Below are 22506 nucleotides of genomic sequence, written 5' to 3'. Positions count from 1 at the left end.
CAGTTGAGAAAGCAAAAGGGCAGCGCCATCCGGCCCTGCCCTTTTCAGTTATCAGGCCTCGGGTTCCTGATCCGGTACCACCACGCCTTCGCGCGGCTCGTCCGGGTTCGGCGCTGGCAGATTCATCAGCTTCGCCAGGATACTTGCCAGTTTCAGGCGCATCTCCGGACGGCGGACGATCATGTCGATAGCGCCTTTCTCGATGAGGAACTCACTGCGCTGGAAACCCGGCGGCAGTTTTTCACGTACGGTCTGTTCGATAACGCGTGGACCCGCAAAACCGATCAGCGCTTTCGGCTCAGCGATGTTCAGATCGCCCAGCATGGCAAAGCTTGCGGAAACGCCACCCATCGTCGGGTCGGTCAGCACGGAGATGTACGGCAAACCGCGCTCCTGCATTTTCGCCAGCGCAGCAGAGGTTTTCGCCATCTGCATCAGCGACATCAGCGCTTCCTGCATACGTGCACCACCGGAGGCGGAGAAGCAGATCAGCGGGCAGTTGTCTTCCAGCGCCTGCTCAACGGCACGCACGAAGCGCGCACCCACGACAGAGCCCATTGAGCCACCCATAAAGGAAAACTCAAACGCGGCAGCCACCACCGGCATCGTGTGCAGGGTGCCTTTCATGACGATCAGCGCGTCTTTCTCGCCGGTCTCTTTCTGTGCAGAGGCCAGACGGTCTTTGTATTTTTTGGAATCACGGAACTTCAGCACGTCTTTTGGCTCAAGCTCGCTACCCAGTTCTACCAGAGAACCTTCGTCCAGCAGGCTATGCAGGCGATTACGCGCCGTCATACGCATGTGGTGGTCACATTTCGGACACACCTCAAGATTGCGTTCCAGCTCTGCGCGGTACAGAACCTGGCCGCAGCTATCACACTTCGTCCATACCCCTTCAGGAATGCTCGCTTTACGAGTCGGGGTTATGTTGCTTTTAATTCGTTCAATCCAGCTCATTGATAACCTTTCTGCCTGAACCTGGTCGTATGCCAGTTTTGCTATAAGAGGCGAATAATGCCATTTTTGCCTCCAACAGACCATGAATGTTGCACATTAAAACATAACAGCCCGAAACTTTGGATAAAAAAGTGGTCGAACCGCCAGTATGCATTTACTTCGCTTGCTTTGCTGCCGCACGTCGGTGACGAATAATCTCAATAACCCCAGGCAGTACCGAAAGCACAATAATCGCTACAATCAGTAACTTAAGGTTTTCCTGGACCACCGGGAGATCGCCAAACAGGTAGCCGGCATAGGTAAACAGCAACACCCACAGCAGCGCGCCAACAACGTTATATGCCGCAAAGTGACGATAGGACATATGCCCCATTCCCGCCACAAACGGTGCAAATGTACGCACAATAGGCACAAAACGGGCAAGGATAATGGTTTTGCCGCCATGGCGTTCATAGAACGCATGGGTTTTATCGAGATAGCTGCGACGGAAAATTTTCGAGTCCGGATTGCTGAAAAGCCGCTCACCAAACACCCGCCCAATCGTGTAGTTCACCGCATCACCAATAATCGCGGCGATAACCATCAACACAACCATCAGATGCACATTCAAATCGTTAGTCGGTAACGCGGATAACGCGCCGGCCACGAACAGCAGTGAATCCCCCGGCAGGAACGGGGTGACAACCAGACCGGTTTCACAGAACAGAATGAGGAACAGAATAGCGTAAACCCAGACGCCGTACTGCGCGACCAGCTCCGCCAGGTGAACATCAATATGCAGGATGAAATCAATCAAAAAACGTATTACGTCCATTTTGTCTAAGCCTTAATTGCACCTTTGATTAGTCCGCTAAAAACAGCGGGCCCATTGGCGGTTTCGGCAGGTCAAACCGATCCGGATAGTCTACCGAGACCAGATACAGCCCTTCCGCTTTCGCCGTGGCTGCCGCAAGCGTTCTGTCCTTCGCTGCCAGCAGTTCTGCAATCCAGCTCTCCGGCTGGTGTCCGGCACCCACTTCCATCAGGCTGCCCACAATGTTCCGCACCATATGATGTACAAAGGCATTGGCTTTGATATCCACCACCACATACGCGCCATAACGGCTGACGTTTATGTGCATGACATTACGCCACGGCGTACGGGACTGGCACTGCACCGCACGGAACGAGGTAAAGTCATTTTCACCAATCAGACACTGCGCCGCACGATGCATACGTTCAGCATCAAGCGGTTCATAAAAATGCGTCACGCCCTGGCTTAACACCGCCGGACGTAGACGCTGATTGTAGATGACATAGCGGTAACGGCGCGCGGTGGCGCTGAAACGCGCATGAAAATCTTCGGGAACATCTTTAACCCAACGAACCGCAATGTCTCCAGGTAAATTCGCATTCACCCCCAGCGTCCATGCAGCGTCCTTTCGCACAGCGGTGGTTTCAAAATGAACCACCTGCCCCGTGCCGTGAACGCCGGCATCCGTACGCCCGGCACAGAAAACGCTTATCGGTTCGTTCGCCACCTGTGAGAGCGCTTTTTCCAGTTTTTCCTGGACGCTGCGCACCTCATTTTGACGCTGCCAGCCATAATACTTACTGCCATCGTACTCAATACCGAGGGCAATTTTATGAACGGGCTTGTGATCCACTTCTGACATCAGTACAGGTACTCCTGCACGAGTTTCTCCGCAATTTTCACCGCCATCAGCGCACCGCCAAAGCGAACGTTATCGGCAACTGACCAGAACTGGATCTGCTCAGGCATTCCGTAATCGTTACGCACGCAGCCAACAGACAGATGTGCGCTACCGGTCGCATCACCAACCTGCGTCGGGAACTCACTCTCTTCGGAGAGGGCGATATCCTCACCACGACCAAACGCGTCACGCGCTTCTTCTGCGGCGAGCGGGCGCAGCGCTTCAAAACCAACCATCTGCGCGTGGCCGTAGAAGACAGGAGACTGCACGCAGCTGGCAGAGATCATCAGGCCGTCATCCTGCAGAATTTTACGGACTTCATCGACAATACGGCGTTCTTCGCGCACGCTGCCTTCGCGATCCGGCAGCAGTGGCAGCATGTTAAACGCCAGCTGGCGACCAAAATAGTCGTCTTCATCAATCGGAACGCCGCTCAGCAATTTCGCGCTCTGCCCGGCTAGCGCGTTAACCGCTTGCTTGCCGTTGGCAGACGCAGACAGCAGGCTGGTGACGAAGATACGCGACAGGCCGCCTTCATCGATCAGCGGTTTCAGCGCGGTAAGCAGCTGACTGGTCAGGCTGTTCGGTACGGCGATAACGTTGCGGTTACGGTAGTCTGCCAGCACAAACGGGTTCACATCCGGCACCACCAGCGGCACATCCGGCTCAAGCGCGAACAGGCCGCTTAAGTCAATCACCAGACAACCCGAGTTGGTGGCCTCTTCAATGTAAGACGCCGTAGCCTCAGCACCGGCTGCAAAAAACGCCAGCTGCGCCTGAGTCCAGTCGAACCCGGCCGCATCCTGAACCATGACAGATTTACCGCCAAAACGCAGATGTTCACCCGCGCTATCTGTACGCGCCAGCGCATAGATATCACCCACCGGGAACTGACGCTCAGCAAGGGTTTCGAGCAGGGCTTCACCCACGGCACCCGTGGCACCTAAAATGGCAATGTTCCAGCCTTCAGACATGGTGGTTTACTCCAGAAATAAAAAAGCGTCCCTGTCGGAGTATCCAACAGGGAGCATTAAGAAGACATTAATGTGCCGGGTGATGAACGGCGTTAAAACCCAGTTTATGCAGCTGCGTCGCAGCCGTTGCGTCGTCGCAAATCACATACAGGGAAGACCACTCGCGGCGCTCAACATAGTTCTTGCGCAGCTTATCAAACTCACCCGGAATACCCGCCACTTTACGCAGCAGCGCGTCATCGCGGCGCACATCATACACCAAATGGACCAGTCGTTTCAGCGTTGCCTGATCGAGTGGCCCGTGCAGGGTAATGCGGCCAAATTCAGGCGCAGGCAGTAAGGTATCCAGCGCTACCTGCTGTGGATGGCCGATAAAGGCGCTATAGGCCTCAAAGACCTGCGTCGTGCCGCGGGCTTTTCCTTCAAGGGTATAACCGGCTATATGCGCCGTTGCGACGTCCACCTTGTTAAGCAGCGCAACGTTAAGCTCAGGCTCCGGCTCCCAGACGTCCAGCACCACGCTAAGCGCTTGCCCCTCGTCCAGACATTTCAGCAACGCAAGGTTATCGACCACCGGGCCCCGGCAGGCATTTATCAGAATAGTGCCAGGCTTCAGACGACGGATCAGGGCTTCGTCAGCAAGGTGCAGCGACTTATAAGGCCCCTCTTTAAACAGTGGCGTATGGAAAGTGATCACATCGCACTGTGCAACCAGTTCATCCAGCGAACGGAAGTCGCCTTCATCACCGTTGTCTTTACGCGGCGGATCGCACAGCAGGGTGCGAATGCCTAACGCCTCAAGACGTTTATGCAGGCGCCCGCCCACGTTGCCCACACCAACAATCCCGACGGTACGGTCCTGCAACGCAAAACCGTCGCGCTCTGCCAGCATCAGCAGGGAGGAGAAGACATATTCCACGACCGCAATGGCGTTGCAGCCCGGCGCGGCTGAAAAACCGATCCCCGCCTGCTTAAGCCATTTATCATCCACATGATCCGTCCCTGCCGTTGCGGTCCCGACAAATTTCACCGCTTTGCCGGAGAGCAACGCCTCATTTACTTTGGTTACCGAGCGCACCATCAGCGCGTCTGCATCATCCAGCTCGTTTACCGGGATCGGCCGACCCGGGACAGCCTTAACGTTGCCGAGGCGGCTAAAGAGCTCGCGGGCATAAGGCATATTTTCATCAACGAGGATTTTCACGTCTGAGTACCTGTTTGAGAGGAAGAAAACCCGTCAAGTGTGCCATAATCTGGCCGCCAGGCATATACGTCTGCCAGGTTTACGCTGAGTTTTGACTTTAAGGATTTTTGACGATGCAGCCCATTTCAGGTACGCCGCCGCGCCCTCCGGGTGAAGGCCCTGTCACGCCAAACGTTGCAGGCGAACAACCGCTATCCACACAACAGCGCACCGTGCTGGAGCGACTGATCACGCGTCTGATCGCGCTGACGTCGCAGCAAAACGCGGAAGTCTGGGCTGGGGTAAAGCACGATTTAGGTGTCAGGAACGACGCACCTTTGCAGTCGCGCCATTTCCCTGCTGCCGAGCAAAACCTGAACCAGCGGATTGATACTGCACAGCAGAATCACAGCACACGCCAGATTGTCTCGCAGCTGACCGAGCTGTTGGGCCAGGGAAATAACCGCCAGGCGGTGAGTGATTTTATTCGCCAGCAGTTTGGTCAGACCGCCCTGAGCCAGCTGACCCCGGAACAGCTCAAAACCGTACTGACGCTGCTGCAAACCAATCAGCTGTCAATTCCACAGCCTCAGCAACGCCCTGCGACCGAGCGTCCGCTGCTGCCTGCCGAGCACAACACGCTCAAGCAGATGGTGACCAAGCTGGCCGCCGCCACCGGCGAACCAACGAAGCTTATCTGGCAATCAATGCTGGAACTCTCCGGCGTAAAAGCGGGCGAGCTGATCCCGGCGAAACAGTTTACGCATCTGGTGACCTGGCTACAGGCGCGTCAGACGCTCAGCACCCAGACCGCACCAACCCTGCACACGGTTCAGGCGGCACTTAAGCAGCCGCTGGAGCCGAACGAATTTGACGCCATTCGTGATTACGCCCAGCAAACCTGGCAGGCCACACCGCAAACGGTACTGACCACCGCGCAGGTGCAGGATGTGCTCAATCAGATTTTCGTTCGCCGCGCCGAACGCGAAGGGGGCGTGCCGGAAGCACGAAACATTCAGCCAATCTACAATCCGCTGTTTGCGCCGGTGGTGGAAACGTTCAGAACCCTCTCTGCCCGTCCAGGGTTGATGTTTATTGCGTTAATGATTGCACTGGCGATTTTCTGGCTGGTCGCATAACGGTTTCGCCCGGTGGCGCTACGCCTGCCGGGCCGACAGCACACCGGGGAAGGCATGTCGCCCCGGCACTTAACTAGCTAAGACTGCCGAAAAGCCACCAGCGTCACCACAATGCCCACAACCGCTGCAACCGCGCCCGCCAGGAAAACAGACGGATACCCGAACGACGTCGCTAACAGACCTGCCAGCGGCCCGGTTACCCCGTATGAGATATCCTGAAACGCCGCATAGCCGCCAAGCGCCGTGCCACGCACCTGCGGGGCGACACGTTTTACCACCTCCACACCCAGCGCCGGGAAAATAAGCGAACATCCGCAGCCGGTCAACGCCGCGCCTAACAACGCTACGGACGCAACGGGTGCACTCCACAGTAATAGCAAACCCAGGGTTTCAATCACCAGTGATGCCACTGCAACCTTCATGCCACCAAAACGATCCGGCATCCAGCCGAACAGCACGCGCATTAAGACAAATGCGCCACCAAAGGCGGTCAGCGTAAAACCTGCCATCGCCCAGCCGCGGCTCATAAAGTAGAGCGAGACGAACGTACCGATTACCGCAAAACCGACGCCCTGCAGGGCCAGGCCAAGGCCCGGCTGCCAGATTTGGCCCACCACGCTCCACAAAGACGGGCGCTCCCCTTTATGGGCAGGGACTTTACGTACCGGACCGTTGAATGCCCATGCCAGCAGAGGCAGCATCAGGGTAGTCGCTGCCAGCGCGGCAAAGCCAAAGTGGCTGTGGATAAGCAACCCGAGCGGGGCGCCTGCGGCAAGCGCGCCATAAATGGCCATACCATTCCAGGACATGACTTTGCCGGAGCGTGCAGGCCCCACCAGTCCCATACCCCATGTCAGCGTACCGGTCAGGAGCTGGCTTTCACCAAAGCCCAGGATTAAACGCCCCACGATCAGCAGCGCAAATTTATACGCAGCATCAACTGGCAGGAGAGCGGCCAGCAGCCATGCACCTCCCGCCAGACCACAGGCAAACATGCCCTGTAACGCCGAGCGTTTTGCCCCGTGCTGATCCGCCAGACGTCCGGCGTAACCGCGGGTTAATACCGTAGCCAGGAACTGAATACCCACGGCGACGCCGACCATGGTGTTGCCATAGCCCAGCTCCTGATGAACAAACAGCGGGATCACCGGCAGCGGCAGGCCGACGGTCATATAGGTCAGGAACACCGCAAACGCGATGCGAAACAGCGAGACGTTCGCTGAAGAGGTTGTTTCTGTTTGAGTGACTGCAGTCATGCTTTACTCCGAAATGAAGAGTAAGGCGGGGAAAAACCACGCCCCCTCTTCCTGATAACCAGGATTTAGGTGCGTTGGTTGACGTTGAACGCTTACGCATTATCGTGAGGATAATGTTGAGGTAGGAAGTTTGCCTGCGAGATCAGCCGCTTGTCAATGCATAAAAAAAGGAGCCGTCAGGCTCCCCTTTTGAATCAGTCAGAACTTATGCGTTGTACTTACGCATCACCAGCGTGGCGTTAGTACCGCCAAAACCGAAGCTGTTGGACATGACGGTAGTCAGTGTCGCTTCTTTTGGCTGGGTCACGATGTTCAGACCTGCGGCCTGCTCGTCCATCTCGTCAATGTTGATGCTTGGGGCGATAAAGCCATTTTCCAGCATCAGCAGAGAGTAGATCGCTTCCTGAACGCCAGCAGCACCCAGAGAGTGACCGGTCATGGCTTTGGTCGCGGAGATAGCCGGGCTGTTGTCGCCGAACACTTCACGGATCGCACCCAGCTCTTTCACGTCGCCTACCGGAGTAGAGGTACCGTGGGAGTTCAGGTAGTCGATTGGTGTGTCAACGCCGTGCATCGCCATCTTCATGCAGCGCACTGCGCCTTCACCGGATGGAGCCACCATGTCAGCGCCGTCAGACGTTGCACCGTAGCCCACGATCTCAGCGTAGATGTGCGCACCACGCGCCAGCGCGTGCTCCAGCTCTTCAACCACAACCATACCGCCGCCGCCTGCGATAACGAAACCGTCACGGTGCGCATCATAGGTACGGGATGCTTTATCTGGAGTTTCGTTATATTTGGTGGACAGTGCCCCCATTGCGTCGAATTCACAGGCCATTTCCCAACCCAGTTCTTCGCCGCCGCCAGCAAACACGATGTCCTGTTTACCCAGCTGGATCTGCTCAACCGCATTACCGATGCAGTGTGCGGAGGTCGCACAGGCAGAGCTGATGGAGTAGTTAACGCCGTGGATTTTGAACGGGGTCGCCAGGCAAGCGGAAACCGCTGAACCCATGGCTTTAGTCACAACATAAGGACCTACCGCTTTCAGACCACGTGGGCTACGCATTGCGTCGGCACCAAAGACCTGCGCTTTAGATGAGCCACCGGAACCGGCGATCAGACCTACGCGTGGGTTGTTCTGGTAAACTTCCGCGCTCAGACCCGCATCCGCAATCGCTTCCTGCATGGAGAGATAAGCATAAATAGAGGCATCGTTCATGAAACGAACCACTTTACGGTCAATCAAACCGGTGGTGTCCAGTTTGACGTTACCCCATACGTGGCTACGCATACCTGAATCTTTAAACTCTTCAGAGAAAGTGATCCCGGAGCGTCCTTCACGCAGAGATGCCAGGACTTCCTGCTGGTTATTACCGATGCTGGAAACGATGCCCAGGCCAGTAATCACTGCACGTTTCATTCAATACCTCTGTAAGTCGCACTATATTAAGTTTCGAGTCGCACAATAGCGTACACTTGTACGCCGAACAAGTCCGATCAGACATTTTCTGCGGAAATTTGCACCGATGGACGCACATCGTTAAGATCGTGTCACTGCCTGTCAGACGAGTAACTTACGTGAAACAAAACGCTATACAACCCGCCAACCTCGAATTCAACGCTGAGGGTACACCTGTTTCCCGAGATTTTGATGACGTCTACTTTTCTAATGATAACGGACTGGAAGAAACCCGCTATGTTTTCCTCGACGGAAACCAGTTAAACGCCCGTTTCCCCACGCATCCGCGCAGTCTGTTCGTGGTCGCTGAGAGCGGGTTTGGTACCGGTCTGAATTTTCTCACCCTCTGGCAGATGTTCGATCAGTTTCACGCTGCTCACTCTGACGCTACACTGCAAAGATTACATTTCATCAGTTTTGAAAAATTTCCGCTCACCGCGCATGACCTTCGTCTCGCCCATCAGCACTGGCCGGAACTTGCGCCATGGGCGGAGCAGCTTCAGGCGCAGTGGCCGCCGCACCTCGGCGGCTGTCATCGTCTGCTGCTGGACGGCGGGCGCGTCACGCTGGATCTGTGGCTCGGCGACATCAATGAACTGACCGATAAGCTTGATGATTCAATGAATCAGAAAGTGGACGCATGGTTCCTTGATGGTTTTGCCCCCGCCAAGAATCCGGACATGTGGAGCCAGCATCTGTTTAACGCAATGGCACGCCTGGCGCGTCCTGGCGCAACGCTCGCGACCTTCACCTCGGCAGGCTTTGTCCGCCGCGGATTGCAGGAGGCCGGCTTTACCATGCAAAAGACCAAAGGTTTTGGTCGCAAGCGCGACATGCTGGTCGGAAGAATGGATCAGACGCTGGAGATCCCCGCTCAGACGCCCTGGTTTTCACGCAGCGCCAGCACTTCACGAGAGGTAGCAATTGTCGGCGGCGGGATTGCCAGCGCCCTGCTTTCGCTCGCGCTTTTACACCGTGGCTGGCAGGTAACGCTCTACTGCGCCGACGACGCGCCGGCAAAGGGCGCTTCCGGCAACCGCCAGGGGGCGCTCTACCCACTGTTAAGCGCTCACGATCCGGCGCTGAGCCAGTTTTTCCCGGTAGCCTTTACCTTTGCCCGGCGCCTGTATGATGCCCTGCCTGTGGCGTTTGACCACGACTGGTGTGGCGTTACGCAACTGGGCTGGGATGAGAAGAGCCAGCAAAAAATCGCGCACATGTTGTCGCTGGGTCTGCCGCTCGAAATTGCCCGGGCGGTGAATGCGCAGCAGATAACCGAAACCGCGGGCGTCGATACGGGCTGCGACGGTATCCACTATCCGCTCGGTGGCTGGCTGTGTCCGGCAGATCTGACGACGGCAGCCATTGCGCTGGCGCAGTCGCGCGGGTTGACGGTGCACTATTCCCGCCAGGTCGCCTCACTTCACCACACGGAGCACTGGAACCTGCATTTCACCACGGGCGAAGAGGCGCAGCATACCTGCGTAGTGCTGGCCAACGGTCACCCTATCAGCCAGTTCAACCAGACGGAAAAGCTGCCGCTTTACCCTGTCGGCGGCCAGGTCAGCCATATCCCCACCTCGCCAGCGCTGGAAAAACTGCAGCAGGTACTCTGCTACGACGGCTATCTGACGCCACAAAATCCGTCCAACGGCCACCACTGCATTGGTGCCAGCTACCATCGCGGTGAGACCGACATGCGCTACAGCGAAGACGATCAGCAGCAAAATCGCCAGCGCCTGCTCAACTGCTTCCCGCAGGCCGACTGGGCAAAAGAGGTTGATATCAGCGCCGGTGACGCGCGCTGTGGCGTACGCTGTGCCACCCGGGACCATCTGCCGATGGCGGGAAATGTGCCTGACTATGAAGCAACGCTTGAGGCCTATCAGGATCTTGCTGAAAACCGTGATACCGCGGTGAGTGCGCCAGTTTATCCGCAGCTGTTTATGCTCGGGGGGCTCGGTTCACGGGGATTGTGCTCAGCGCCGTTGCTGGCCGAAGTGCTGGCGGCACAGATGAGTGATGAGCCCGTTCCGCTGGACAGCGTTACGCTTGCGGGGCTCAATCCCAACCGTTTGTGGGTACGGAAGTTACTGAAAGGAAAAAGGGTGAAGTAACGTGCGGGCTAATGCCCTCCCTCTCCCACCGGGAGAGGGAGGAGAAATGACTACCTGGCTTTTGCCTGCTGGAACAGGGTGTCCCACATACCCAGCACTAATGACTGGTCACGCGGAGAGAGTTCCCCTGCCTGGATCGCTTTCTCCAGGCTGCGGCTCACTTCATCATGAATGGCCTCGGCAGAGTGATCGTCCCCTGCTTCCAGCTCAGCGACAGCCAGCGTCAGGTGACCACGCAGATAACCGCTGGCGAACAGCTCATCATCACTGGCGTGTTCCACCATGTCATCAATTAACGCCAGAATGCGTGATTCAAATTCTGCGATCATCTTCTTTCCTCTGTTAAAGATCTTCCGGCCAAGGGAAGCATTCCGCCGTGATCTCCGGCGTGTGGTAATAATTCTGTAAGGCCTCGATCAGGCGCGCCGGACGTTCCGGGATGCCTTTCTCAAGATACTCCATCACCTGCGCATGAACGCGGCGCTGGAAGACAATACGGTCTGGCTCGACCTCTCCTTCGAGGTTGTCACAGCTGACGTTGAACGGGAAACCTGCCGCCACACAGAATAACCATTCCAGCGCCTGCGGTTTCACCTCCACATCTTCAAACTGGCTCTGCGTGGCGGCGTCACGGCCGTCCGGACAATACCAGTAGCCGAAGTCCACCTGCTCACGACGCGCTTTCCCCGCTATACACCAGTGCGAAATCTCGTGTAACCCGCTGGCGTAAAAGCCGTGCGCGAACACGATACGGTTATACGGCACGTCCGCATCAGCAGGAAGATAGATCGGTTCGTCGTCGCCTTTAATCAGACGGGTATTAAAATCATCAGCAAAACAGCCATCAAAAATCTCAATCAGCTGTTCGTATTTATGGGTTGTGTTCATTAATTCATTCCCAGCCAGGTGAGGATCTCTTGTCCATGGCTGTCATAAAGCAGTTTGGCACTCATGACCGCTGAGACGACAACAATCATCGGGCGAATGAGCTTCTGTCCTTTGCTTAATACCAGACGCGAGCCCGCGCGTGCGCCTAAAAACTGCCCTGCCATCATCACAAATCCGGTTGCCCAGATAACTTTGCCACCAATGATAAACAGCAGCAGGCCGCCGACGTTTGACGTCGCATTGAGCACTTTGGCGTGGGCGGTGGATTTAGCGAGATTAAAGCCGGCCAGCGTCACGAACGCAAGGGCATAGAACGAGCCTGCTCCGGGGCCAAAGAAGCCATCGTAAAACCCGACGCAGCCACCCGCGATAAGAGCGAACGGCAGGCCATGCAGACGTCGCTGCCGGTCTTCTTCCCCGAGCTTTGGCATCAACAAAAAGTAGAGACCGATGCAGATAACCAGAATGGGGAGGATCTGGCGCAGAATATCGGACTGTACATGCTGAACCAGCAGTGCACCCGAGGTCGAACCAATAAAGGTCATCAGGATATTGAGCTTCTGGTCAGCCAGACTGACGACCTTACGGCGAATAAAATAGAGCGACGCGGAGAGCGAGCCGCCGCACGCCTGAAGCTTGTTAGTGGCGAGCGCCTGTGCCGGGCTCATGCCCGCGGCCAGCAGCGCCGGTACGGTTAACAAACCACCGCCGCCCGCCAGAGCATCAATAAACCCGGCCAGCATCGCCACAAAGAAAAGCACCACCAACAGAAGCGGCGACACCATAAACAGTTCGACGAAATTATCCATTAAAGTACATGCTCATCCAGTAGCGCCTGGCAGGAAGGCGGCAACGGAGGCGGTGTCTTCTTCTCAGGCTTAGAGGTTCCAGGTTTTGCCGGCTCAAACCAGCTCTGCAGTTCCGCACCACAGCCATCGCCTGGCGGGGGTAACGGCTGATCTTCACATTCCAGGCTGTTTGCCGGGCAGCGCAGACGAACGTGCATATGTGCACGATGCTGGAACCACGGGCGCACTTTACGCAGCCAGTCGCGATCGGTGCCGGCATCCAGGCAGAGCTGCTGCTTGATGGCCGGGTTCACGAAAATCCGCGTGACATCGTTATCTTTCGCCGCCAGCTTAATCATGCTGAAGACGTCCTGCGTCCACAACGATGGCACGACGTTTTTACCGTCGCGCGCCACCAGATCCAGCGCCTGCGGTTTCAGCAACTGGGCTGAACTCCAGCGCGCTTTCGGCAGTTGCAGGAAGATATCGACATCGAGACCGGTCTGGTGACTGGCGTGTCCGCCGTTGAACCGACCGCCGGCAGGCATCCCCATATCGCCAATCAGCATCGTGCCCAGCCCCAGGTTATGCACCTGGTTTCCCAGACGCTGGATAAACAGCACCAGATCCGGGTGGCCAAAATAACGACGCTGGTCGGTACGCATCACCTGATAGGTATCGGACTGCAGCGGAAGTTCCTGTGCCCCAACGATACAGCCGTTCGAGAACGCGCCAATAGACTGCGCGCTGCCCGCCACAGGATGGGTGATTTTCTGCCATGGCGTCGCGGCCAGACTGGCTCCACTGGCAAGCAGTGCCAGCAGAGCAATGACGGTTTTTTTCATGTTTACCAGCGTGGAATGGTGGTCGTCACATCCGCATTCTGCGCGCGCTGGCGCAGGAAGTGATCCATCAGTACGATCGCCAGCATCGCTTCTGCGATCGGCACCGCACGGATCCCCACACAGGGATCGTGACGTCCTTTAGTGATCATCTCAACTTCTTCGCCAGAGCGGTTAATCGTGTGGCCTGGCACGGTAATGCTGGAAGTCGGTTTCAGCGCAATATTGGCAATAATCTGCTGACCGCTGCTGATACCGCCGAGGATGCCGCCCGCGTGGTTGCTCTGGAAACCGTCTTTGGTGATTTCGTCGCGGTTCTGGCTGCCCCGCAGCGCAACGACGTCAAAACCGTCGCCAATTTCTACGCCCTTCACCGCGTTGATGCTCATCAGTGCGTGAGCGATGTCCGCATCCAGACGGTCAAATACCGGTTCACCCCAGCCTGGCGGTACGCCATCAGCCACGACGGTGACTTTGGCACCAATGGAGTCGCCCTCTTTTTTCAGGCCACGCATCAGTTCGTCCAGCGCTTCCAGCTTATCTGCATCGGCACAGAAGAACGGATTTTGCTCGACCAGATCCCAGTCTTTGATAGCCAGTGGAATATCGCCCATCTGGGTCAGACAGCCGCGGATCACAATGCCAAATTTCTGCTGCAGGTATTTTTTGGCGATAGCCCCTGCCGCAACGCGCATCGCGGTTTCACGGGCAGACGAACGTCCGCCGCCGCGATAATCACGGAAGCCATACTTTTGTTCGTAGGTGTAATCGGCGTGTCCAGGACGGAACACATCTTTGATGGCGCCGTAATCCTGCGAGCGCTGATCGGTATTTTCAATCAGCAGCCCGATGCTGGTGCCGGTGGTGCGGCCTTCGAAAACGCCGGAAAGAATTTTGACCTGGTCCGGCTCGCGACGCTGCGTGGTGTAGCGAGAAGTCCCCGGACGACGACGGTCGAGGTCGTGCTGTAAATCAGCTTCGGTCAGTTCGATGCCTGGCGGTACGCCGTCAACGATACAGCCCAGTGCCAGCCCGTGCGATTCACCAAAGGTGGTCACCCGGAATAATTGTCCAATACTGTTTCCTGCCATCACGGCTCCGATGTCGTTATTTGTGTTTGAGCGTTGTGAAACGGGCCGAAGCCCGCTGGATTAATCTTTGTAAATGCTGAAGTATTCGCGCGCGTCAAGCAGCTGCGCTTTGGTCAGCATAAAGACGCCGTCACCGCCGTTATCGAACTCAAGCCAGGTGAACGGCACATCCGGGTACTGCTCTATCAGATGTACCATGCTGTTGCCCACTTCACAAATCAGAACACCGTCGTCGGTCAGATAATCCGGCGCGCAGGCCAGAATGCGACGGGTAAGCTTCAGGCCATCAGAGCCTGACGCCAGACCCAGCTCCGGCTCGTGGCGATATTCGTTTGGCAGATCGGACATGTCTTCCGCATCAACATACGGCGGGTTGGTGACGATCAGATCGTACTGCAGCGTTGGCAGATCGCGGAACAGATCGGAGCGGATTGGCGTAACGTGATGGATCAGACCGTGTTCTTCAATATTGTGCTCGGTCACAGCCAGCGCATCGGTGGAGATATCCACGGCATCCACTTCCGCTTCCGGGAAGGCGTACGCACAGGCAATCGCGATACAGCCGCTGCCGGTACACATATCAAGGATATGCTCTGGCTGATGGTTAATCAGGCCTTCAAAGTGGTTGTTGATCAGTTCGCCAATCGGCGAGCGCGGCACCAGAACGCGTTCATCAACATAGAACTCGTGACCACAGAACCAGGCTTTGTTGGTCAGATAGGCAACCGGAATGCGCTCGTTAACGCGGCGGATAACACGCTCCACGATACGGTGCTTTTCGCTGGAGGTCAGGCGTGCGGTACGCATGTCTTCCGGAATATCGAGCGGCAGGTAGAGGGACGGCAGCACCAGTTGAACGGCCTCATCCCACGGGTTATCGGTACCGTGCCCGTACCAGATATTTGCGGCGCTGAAGCGGCTAACCGACCAGCGCAACATGTCCTGTATGGTATGCAGCTCGTTTACTGCTTCATCGACAAAAATTTTATCCACTCTTTCCTCCAGGGCATGCTCGCATAATTTTCGGCGGCTAGTTTGCCATGAAGACGGCGATAAATCAGCAATGACGCGTCGCGCTTGAGGTTAAAAAATGCGTTTAGTCGGGTACACTGTCGGAAATACGAGATGAGAATGACCCATGAAAAAGAAAACATCCCTTAGCGAGGAGGATCAGGCGCTCTTCCGTCAGCTGATGACCGGGACGCGTCAAATCAAGCAGGACATCATTGTCCACCGTCCGATGCGCAAAAAAATCACGGAAGTCCCGGTCAAGCGATTGCTCCAGGAGCAGGCGGATAATAGCCACTATTTTTCAGATGAATTTCAGCCGCTGCTCAATACGCAGGGCGCGGTGAAGTACGTACGGGAAGATGTCAGCCACTTTGAGCTGAAAAAATTACGCCGGGGGGATTACTCGCCCGAACTGTTTCTTGATCTGCACGGTTTGACGCAGATGCAGGCGAAGCAGGAGCTGGGAGCGTTAATTGCCGCCTGTCGTCGCGAACATGTTTTCTGCGCCTGCGTGATGCACGGCCACGGCAAACATATTCTGAAGCAGCAAACACCGCTATGGCTGGCTCAGCATCCCCACGTGATGGCGTTTCATCAGGCACCCAAAGAGTACGGCGGAGATGCCGCATTACTGGTGTTGATTGAAGTAGAAGAGTGGCAGCCGCCAGAATTACCCTGACAGGACGGCGGGAGGCATATTCTGCTCCCCGCCATATCGCACGTCACATCAGATAGCTTTTGCCATCTTCAGATTGCACGGACTCATTTGCCAGTTGAAGACCCCTTTGCCCGTTTCGTCGAGAGCGACGTTGGCAATGGCGGAAGTCGTGAACATCGGCGGCGTCTCGCCCGGGCACAGCTCAGATACCAGATAGCCAACGAGTGGCAGGTGGGAAATGACCAGCGCGGAAGCGACACCTTCATTGCACAGCGCCTGAAGATAAGCGCTGACAAGGCCGACATCACCGCACGGGGTGAGTTCCGGGAGAACATCCACACTGGCTGGCAGGTTCATACACTCCCCCACCACTTCCAGCGTCTGTTCTGCACGCAGGAACGGACTCACCAGAACGCGTTCGATGTCCACTTTTTGACCTTTAAGCCAGGTCGCCATCAGACGAGATTCGTCGCAGCCACAGACGGTCAAAGGACGTACTGAGTCACTGGCGGCATCGAGTGCCGCGTCGCCGTGACGCATGATAAAAACTTGCATATTGCACCGCTTTTGTTAACCAGAATCACCGGCGTTGACTACCCGCGATTACCGCTCCGAGGTAGAAAACCCGATGGTCGGGCATTGTGCCTGATCCATTCGGTGAATGAAACGCTGTTTTTTACCTCAATGGCGTAAGTATAGTCAATCTCTGTTTACAAAATCGCCAAAACAGGTTCATACACTTCAGGATTTACCCTTTTTTGACCTCAACTTACGAGGACAGTTTCCCTTGAAGGCCAAAATGTCTGGCCCCGTTCCGCCATCTGCAATAATTCGTCACACGGTGTAAACCGCGGACCGTATTGCGAGGCCAGACGTTGCAGGATTGCAACCACTTCACCCGCACCGAGAGTGTCCATGTAACGGAACGGGCCGCCGAGGAACGGCGGGAAACCAATACCAAATACCGCACCGATGTCACCATCGCGCGCGCTTTTAATCACCTGCTCACCAAAGCAGCGTGCCGCTTCATTAAGCATCATCATCACACAGCGTTCAGCACATTGAACGGGTGACAGTTTTCCCTGACCGGTTGTCGGAATAAGCCCATAAACCGAAGGGTCGACCTGTTTCTTGCTTTTACGCCCTTTCGCGCCGTAAAGATAGAAACCGCGTTCATTTTTTCTGCCTTTGCGATCGTCCTTCAAAATTGCAGAAACAATGTTTGCAGGCGGGCTAAAACGATCTCCATAAGCATCTTCCAGCACAGGTATAATTTTAGTGCCGGTGTCAATTCCCACCTCATCCAAAAGTTGGATTGGGCCAACGGGGAACCCAAACTTCACCAGCGCCTCGTCGACGTGTTCGATCTTCTCCCCTTCCGTCAGAAGCCGCATCGCTTCATTTATATAAGGCGCCAGAATGCGGTTAACATAAAAGCCGGCTTTGTCCGCCACCACTATCGGTGTCTTACCCTGCATTTTGGCCAGTTTAACCACGGTAGCAACGGTTTGCGGGCTGGTGCTGGCGTGCGGGATAACTTCCACCAGCGGCATTTTTTCAACCGGACTGAAATAGTGCAGGCCAATCACCTGCTCCGGACGCTGGGCTCTGGCCGCAATATCGCCAATGGGCAATGACGAGGTGTTCGACGCAAAAATGGTATGGGGTGCGCAATGTTGCTCAACGTCAGCCACCATCTGCTGCTTAAGCGCCAGGTCTTCAAACACCGCTTCAATCACCAGATCGCGATGGGCAAAACCGCTGTAGTCTGTCGTGCCGGAGATCAGTGCCAGGGTTTTATCACGCTCATTGGCCTTGATATGGCGGCGTTTAACCTTTTGATCAAGGTTCTGCCAGCTGTACTGCAGCGCGTGATTGATTCCCTTCGCATTGATGTCTTTGATACGTACAGGCAATTTGCCTTTGCTGGCGGTAACAAAAGATATTCCGCCCCCCATCAGCCCGCCACCCAGTACGCCAATGGCATGCAGCGGGGCAGGCTGCGCCTCGCTGCCGGGGTCTTTTTTTACCTCTGTACTGGCAAAAAAGATGTTACGCAGCGCCTGAGACTGCGGCGTCATCGCCAGCTCGCCAAAGGCTTTTGCTTCTGCGGCATAGCCGCTGCTGCTGCCCTGAGATAAACCCACTTCAATAACCTCAAGGATACGTTTCGCCGCCGGGTAGTTACCTTTGGTTTTTTGTTCGGTTTTCTTGCCCGCCATGCTGAACAGGAGTGTGCGGCCCAGTGGCCCGGCCAGCACGCGCTCACGCACCGGCAGAGGACGTTTTGCCTGCCGTCCTTTGAGCGCCAGTTCAACCGCCGCCTCAAGCAAAATGGCGTGAGGAACCACCTCGTCGACCAGGCCGGCTTTCAGCGCCTGACGGGCACGCAGTTGTTTGCCGGTTAATATCATTTCCAGCGCAGTGCTGACCCCAACCAGACGCGGCAGACGCTGCGTCCCGCCGGAGCCTGGCAGGAGGCCTAACTGTACTTCAGGCAGGCCCAGAACGGTTTTCGCATCGTCGGTACAAATGCGGCTGTGACAGGCCAACGCCAGCTCCAGCCCACCGCCCAGACAGGCACCGTGGATCGCCGCGATGACCGGGATAGACAGCGCATGGATCTCCGCCATGACCTGTTGCCCCTGACGCGCCAGCTCTTCGGCTTCCTGTGCGTTTTGCGCCCGGGCAATCATGTTGATATCGGCTCCGGCAATAAAGTTGTCCGGTTTCGCTGAGATAAACACCAGGCCGCGAATCGCTTTGTTCTCGCGGATCTGCTTTAGCATCGCGCGCACCTGAACGCCGAACTCGGCTTTCAGGGTGTTCATCTTCTCGTTGGGAACATCGATAGTAATAACGGCGACGTTATCGAGGCGTACCGTCAGATTAAATGCAGATGGCATATCCATTATTCAGCCTCCAGAACCATTGCCGCGCCCAGACCACCCGCTGCGCAGGCGGTTACGAGACCAAAACCACCGCCCCGGCGACGTAACTCATGTAATGTCTGGGTGATCATCCTCGCCCCCGTCGCCGCAAATGGATGACCGTAGGCGATGGAGCCACCCAGGACGTTAAATTTGCTCTGATCCACTTCGCCAGTGGCATGCGCCCGGCCAAGGACATCGCGCGCGAAACGTTCACTCGCCAGCAGTTGTATGTTTGCCAGGGTTTGTGCAGCAAAGGCTTCGTGCATATCAATGAGGGTTAAATCCGCGAGGGTCAGTCCCGCGCGTTCCAGCGCCAGCGGTGTGGACCACGCCGGCCCTAACAACATGTCCTGCCACACATCTATCGCCGTGAAGGCGTAGCTGCGCAGGTAGCCCAGCGGTTTTATGCCCAGCTCTTTGGCACGGGATTCCGTCATCAGGATCACTGCGGCGGCACCGTCCGTCAGCGGAGTACTGTTGGCGGCCGTGACGGTACCGTGTTTGCGGTCAAATGCCGGACGGAGCCTGGCGTAATCCGCCATCGTCGAACTGCCGCGAATATTGTTATCTTCTGAGAGCGGTTCACGGTATGGCGGGATGTACGCCGTCATGACTTCATCAGCCAGTTTGCCTTCCGACCAGGCTTTCGCCGCCAGCTGATGTGAGCGATGAGCCAGCGCATCCTGCTGCTCACGGGTGATCCCGTAAGTTTTTGCCATCTGCTCGGCGGTATCGCCCATTCTCAGACCGGTGGAATACTCCGCCACTGCGGGCGGTACAGGCATAAGGTCACGCAGGCGTAAGCGTGAGAAAAGTTTGAGTTTCTGACCGACGGTACGGGCTTTGTTGGCGTCAACCAGGATCCGGGCCAGCTTTTTACTGACCCCAATCGGCAGAACCGAAGAGGAGTCCGCCCCGCCGGCGATCCCAGCGCGAATGGTACCTGCCATCAGGCTTTCAGCCACGTTAGCCACCGCCTGGAAACTGGTAGCACATGCCCGGCTGACGCTGTAAGCATCAGTATGGACATTCATCCCCGTACCGAGGACGATTTCGCGTGCAATATTGGGTGCTTCAGGCATCTGCACAACCTGGCCAAAAACCAGCTGCTCGATGACCTCAGGCGGAATTTCGCTGCGAGCCAGCATCTCCCCCACCACCATTTTCCCCAGATCGACAGCCGGTATGCCATGAAACGCTGTCGCCTGACGTGCAAATGGCGTACGTAATCCACTGACAATGGCAATGCGATCGCCCTGACGGGTAATAAGCGGTAACGCCTGACTCATAACCTTCCCCTGTAAAATTTTTTACTCAAACATAAAGTGGTCTGACCTGATAACAGTCTTAACCATTTTTTTACATTCAGCCAATCAGGGAAACGAAAAAGTGCGAGCTAAGGCACAGAGAAGAAAAAGAAAATGTCTCTGCGAAAACAAAAGCAAAACGGTAACCCGAAGGTTACCGTTTTAGTGTGCACCCTCTACTGTGAGAGGGGGCCAGGATGAGGGCATTACGCCGTTGAGGTTAGCGCAGACCCAACTGGAAAATTAGCGTTTCCGCCTCGCAGGCGAACACAAAGTCGATATCCAGCTTCACACCGCCGTCCACGTCAGTAAAGGTGGATTTGATTTCGCACGGATCGGATTCGACCTCACGTGCACGTTTGCTCAGCGCGGCCAGGGTTTCTTCCGCTTCGGCGCGGTTGCTGAATACACGGCTGTAAGAGGCGGTGCAATCGGAGTTGTCCATGATGGTACCAACATCCATACAGCAGCAAACCGGGGTTTCATCAGCACTGCATTTACTCATAGCTCAATTTCCTCTGTATTCGCGCAAGGCGCGAGATAAACACGATGCTGCTATTTTACGCCCCGGGGCTGGCTCTCTCCAGCCGTTAATGGCGCAAAAGCGGATAAGTGACCAATATCACACTAAAAAATGATCTAGAACAAAAATCACCCTTTCAGACGATTCGCAATGGTCACAATTTTGCCAACCAGATCTCGTTTCAAGAAACATGTTTGAAAATATTAATAAACAAACTTGCAACATTCTGGCTGGTCAGACCTATACTCTCGCCACTGGTCTGATTTGTATGTCATACCTCAGACCCTACACTTCGCGCTCCTGTTACGGTATGTAACAATTATTGAATAAAAATAACTCAATGAGGTTATGGTCATGAGCCAGAAAACCCTGTTCAAAAAGACTGCGCTGGCAGTCGCAGTGGCAATCGTCTCTACGTCCGCCTGGTCCGCGGGCTTTCAGTTAAACGAATTTTCTTCCTCTGGCCTTGGCCGTGCGTATTCCGGGGAAGGCGCAATTGCTGATGATGCGGGCAACGCGAGTCGTAACCCTGCACTGATCATGATGTTCGATCGTCCGACCTTCTCTGCTGGTGCAATCTTTGTTGATCCGGGTGTTGATATCTCGGGCCGCTCGCCAACAGGCGCCAGCCTGAAGGCAGACAACATCGCGCCAACAGCCTGGGTGCCAAACCTCCACTTCGTTGCGCCAATTAATGACCAGTTCGGCTGGGGCGCTTCCGTGACGTCTAACTACGGTCTGGCTACCGAGTTTAATAATAACTACGCCGCAGGGGCGTATGGCGGTAAAACCGACCTTGAAACCCTGAACCTGAACCTGAGCGGTGCTTACCGTCTGGACAACCACTGGAGCTTCGGCGTCGGCTTTGATGCGGTTTATGCTAAAGCGAAGATCGAGCGCTACGCGGGTGACCTGGGTAAAGTCGTTGCTGGCTCAGGCGCTCTGCCGCCGATTCCGGGTCTGGCACAGCAGGTTGCAGGTATTCCGGCAGATACCCAGATTGCTTACCTTAAGGGTGACGAATGGGGCTTCGGCTGGAACGCCGGTATCCTTTATGAAATCGATAAAAATAACCGCTACGGTTTAACCTACCGTTCCGAAGTGAAAATTGACTTCGATGGCGATTATAAGAGCAGCCTGCCTTCAGCCTACAATCAGATTCTGGGTAGCTTCGGCCTGCCAATGGGCACCGACGGCCGTACCACTGGCGGTTCTCTGAGCCTGCACTTGCCAGAAATGTGGGAACTGTCGGGTTATAACAAAGTGGCGCCGCAGTGGGCGGTTCACTATAGCCTGACCTACACCAGCTGGAGTCAGTTCCAGGAGCTGAAAGCGACCAACAGCAATGGTGACACGCTCTTCTATAAAGATGAAAGCTTCCGTGATGCCTACCGTATCGCGCTGGGTACCACCTATTATATGGATGACAACTGGACATTCCGTACCGGTATTGCCTTCGATGATAGTCCTGTACCGGCTGACAAGCGTTCCATCTCCATTCCGGACCAGGACCGCTTCTGGCTGAGCGCAGGTGCAACCTATGCCTTCAATAAAGATGCTTCTATCGATGCGGGCATCTCTTACATGCACGGTCAAAAAGTTAACTTTAAGGAGGGGCCGTATGAGTTCTCTTCTGAAGGTAAAGCCTGGCTGTATGGCATGAACTTCAACTACGCGTTCTAA

General features: G+C 55.7%; 21 protein-coding genes. 4 read left to right on the top strand and 17 right to left on the bottom strand.

Going from position 1 to position 22506, the window contains the following annotated elements:
* Positions 1-51: 51 nt before the first annotated feature.
* The 5 genes from accD to pdxB all read right to left on the bottom strand — a co-directional run bounded on the left by accD (position 52) and on the right by pdxB (position 4829).
* Positions 52-957 carry an acetyl-CoA carboxylase, carboxyltransferase subunit beta gene (gene accD, locus QRN24_RS06475; RefSeq protein ID WP_020883123.1) on the bottom strand — a complete coding sequence of 302 codons (906 nt, stop codon included), beginning with the start codon at positions 955-957 and terminating at the stop codon, positions 52-54.
* 154 nt (positions 958-1111) lie between these two features.
* A complete protein-coding gene (locus tag QRN24_RS06470; protein WP_020883122.1) occupies positions 1112-1771 on the bottom strand; it encodes a DedA family protein in 660 nt (219 codons plus the stop codon).
* Between the two features lie 28 nt (positions 1772-1799).
* Positions 1800-2612: a tRNA pseudouridine(38-40) synthase TruA gene (gene truA / locus QRN24_RS06465; RefSeq protein ID WP_032678619.1), complete on the bottom strand. Its 813-nt coding sequence runs from the start codon at positions 2610-2612 to the stop codon at positions 1800-1802.
* A complete protein-coding gene (locus QRN24_RS06460; RefSeq protein ID WP_014171035.1) occupies positions 2612-3625 on the bottom strand; it encodes an aspartate-semialdehyde dehydrogenase in 1014 nt (337 codons plus the stop codon). The genes truA and QRN24_RS06460 overlap by 1 nt, the downstream gene beginning before the upstream one ends.
* Before the next feature lie 67 nt (positions 3626-3692).
* A complete protein-coding gene (pdxB, locus tag QRN24_RS06455) occupies positions 3693-4829 on the bottom strand; it encodes a 4-phosphoerythronate dehydrogenase PdxB (RefSeq protein ID WP_025203570.1) in 1137 nt (378 codons plus the stop codon).
* A 113-nt stretch (positions 4830-4942) separates the two neighbouring features.
* On the opposite strand from pdxB, the gene flk reads away from it, so the two are divergent.
* Positions 4943-5947 (top strand): flagella biosynthesis regulator Flk, encoded by a 1005-nt coding sequence (gene flk / locus QRN24_RS06450; RefSeq protein ID WP_025203569.1) that lies wholly within the window; start codon positions 4943-4945, stop codon positions 5945-5947.
* A 77-nt stretch (positions 5948-6024) separates the two neighbouring features.
* Here flk and QRN24_RS06445 read toward each other — a convergent pair whose 3' ends face one another.
* Entirely contained in the window at positions 6025-7203 is a 1179-nt protein-coding gene (locus QRN24_RS06445) for an MFS transporter (RefSeq protein WP_032678620.1), read from the bottom strand.
* Between the two features lie 205 nt (positions 7204-7408).
* A complete protein-coding gene (gene fabB / locus QRN24_RS06440) occupies positions 7409-8626 on the bottom strand; it encodes a beta-ketoacyl-ACP synthase I (protein ID WP_014171039.1) in 1218 nt (405 codons plus the stop codon).
* A 158-nt stretch (positions 8627-8784) separates the two neighbouring features.
* Between fabB and mnmC the strand changes: the two genes are divergently transcribed.
* Positions 8785-10782, top strand: a complete 1998-nt coding sequence (mnmC, locus tag QRN24_RS06435) for a bifunctional tRNA (5-methylaminomethyl-2-thiouridine)(34)-methyltransferase MnmC2/FAD-dependent 5-carboxymethylaminomethyl-2-thiouridine(34) oxidoreductase MnmC1 (RefSeq protein ID WP_032678621.1) — start codon at positions 8785-8787, stop codon at positions 10780-10782.
* A 50-nt stretch (positions 10783-10832) separates the two neighbouring features.
* On the opposite strand, the gene QRN24_RS06430 is transcribed toward mnmC, so the two are convergent.
* The 6 genes from QRN24_RS06430 to prmB are packed head-to-tail and all read right to left on the bottom strand — an operon-like array spanning position 10833 to position 15384.
* Positions 10833-11111: a YfcL family protein gene (locus QRN24_RS06430; RefSeq protein ID WP_020883115.1), complete on the bottom strand. Its 279-nt coding sequence runs from the start codon at positions 11109-11111 to the stop codon at positions 10833-10835.
* Positions 11112-11124: 13 nt separating this feature from the next.
* Entirely contained in the window at positions 11125-11670 is a 546-nt protein-coding gene (locus QRN24_RS06425; RefSeq protein ID WP_020883114.1) for an elongation factor P hydroxylase, read from the bottom strand.
* The gene (locus QRN24_RS06420) at positions 11670-12479 is read right to left on the bottom strand and encodes a sulfite exporter TauE/SafE family protein (RefSeq protein WP_014171043.1); all 810 of its coding nucleotides are present in this window, start codon (positions 12477-12479) and stop codon (positions 11670-11672) included. Before QRN24_RS06420 ends, QRN24_RS06425 begins: the two co-directional genes overlap by 1 nt.
* A complete protein-coding gene (gene mepA, locus QRN24_RS06415) occupies positions 12479-13303 on the bottom strand; it encodes a penicillin-insensitive murein endopeptidase (protein ID WP_014171044.1) in 825 nt (274 codons plus the stop codon). The genes QRN24_RS06420 and mepA overlap by 1 nt, the downstream gene beginning before the upstream one ends.
* Positions 13304-13305: 2 nt before the next feature.
* Complete coding sequence (gene aroC / locus QRN24_RS06410; protein WP_025203566.1) at positions 13306-14391, bottom strand: chorismate synthase; 1086 nt, start codon at positions 14389-14391, stop codon at positions 13306-13308.
* Positions 14392-14451: 60 nt separating this feature from the next.
* Positions 14452-15384, bottom strand: a complete 933-nt coding sequence (gene prmB / locus QRN24_RS06405; RefSeq protein WP_014171046.1) for a 50S ribosomal protein L3 N(5)-glutamine methyltransferase — start codon at positions 15382-15384, stop codon at positions 14452-14454.
* Positions 15385-15529: 145 nt separating this feature from the next.
* Between prmB and smrB the strand changes: the two genes are divergently transcribed.
* Entirely contained in the window at positions 15530-16081 is a 552-nt protein-coding gene (smrB, locus tag QRN24_RS06400) for an endonuclease SmrB (protein ID WP_014171047.1), read from the top strand.
* A 48-nt stretch (positions 16082-16129) separates the two neighbouring features.
* Here smrB and sixA read toward each other — a convergent pair whose 3' ends face one another.
* The 4 genes from sixA to QRN24_RS06380 form a co-directional block, all read right to left on the bottom strand.
* The gene (gene sixA / locus QRN24_RS06395; RefSeq protein WP_014171048.1) at positions 16130-16615 is read right to left on the bottom strand and encodes a phosphohistidine phosphatase SixA; all 486 of its coding nucleotides are present in this window, start codon (positions 16613-16615) and stop codon (positions 16130-16132) included.
* A gap of 209 nt (positions 16616-16824) precedes the next feature.
* Positions 16825-18972, bottom strand: coding sequence for a fatty acid oxidation complex subunit alpha FadJ (gene fadJ, locus QRN24_RS06390; RefSeq protein WP_020883111.1), 2148 nt, complete (start codon positions 18970-18972; stop codon positions 16825-16827).
* Positions 18972-20282, bottom strand: coding sequence for an acetyl-CoA C-acyltransferase FadI (fadI, locus tag QRN24_RS06385; RefSeq protein ID WP_032678623.1), 1311 nt, complete (start codon positions 20280-20282; stop codon positions 18972-18974). The genes fadJ and fadI overlap by 1 nt, the downstream gene beginning before the upstream one ends.
* 238 nt (positions 20283-20520) lie before the next feature.
* Positions 20521-20805 (bottom strand): YfcZ/YiiS family protein, encoded by a 285-nt coding sequence (locus QRN24_RS06380; RefSeq protein WP_014171053.1) that lies wholly within the window; start codon positions 20803-20805, stop codon positions 20521-20523.
* 366 nt (positions 20806-21171) lie between these two features.
* Between QRN24_RS06380 and fadL the strand changes: the two genes are divergently transcribed.
* The gene (gene fadL / locus QRN24_RS06375) at positions 21172-22506 is read left to right on the top strand and encodes a long-chain fatty acid transporter FadL (protein WP_014171054.1); all 1335 of its coding nucleotides are present in this window, start codon (positions 21172-21174) and stop codon (positions 22504-22506) included.

The organism is Enterobacter sp. MEB024, from assembly GCF_030209635.1.
In the GTDB taxonomy this organism is placed as follows: Bacteria; Pseudomonadota; Gammaproteobacteria; order Enterobacterales; family Enterobacteriaceae; genus Enterobacter; species Enterobacter ludwigii.
The sequence above is the reverse complement of the archived record's forward strand: the minus strand, read 5'-3'. Positions and strand labels throughout refer to the sequence as shown.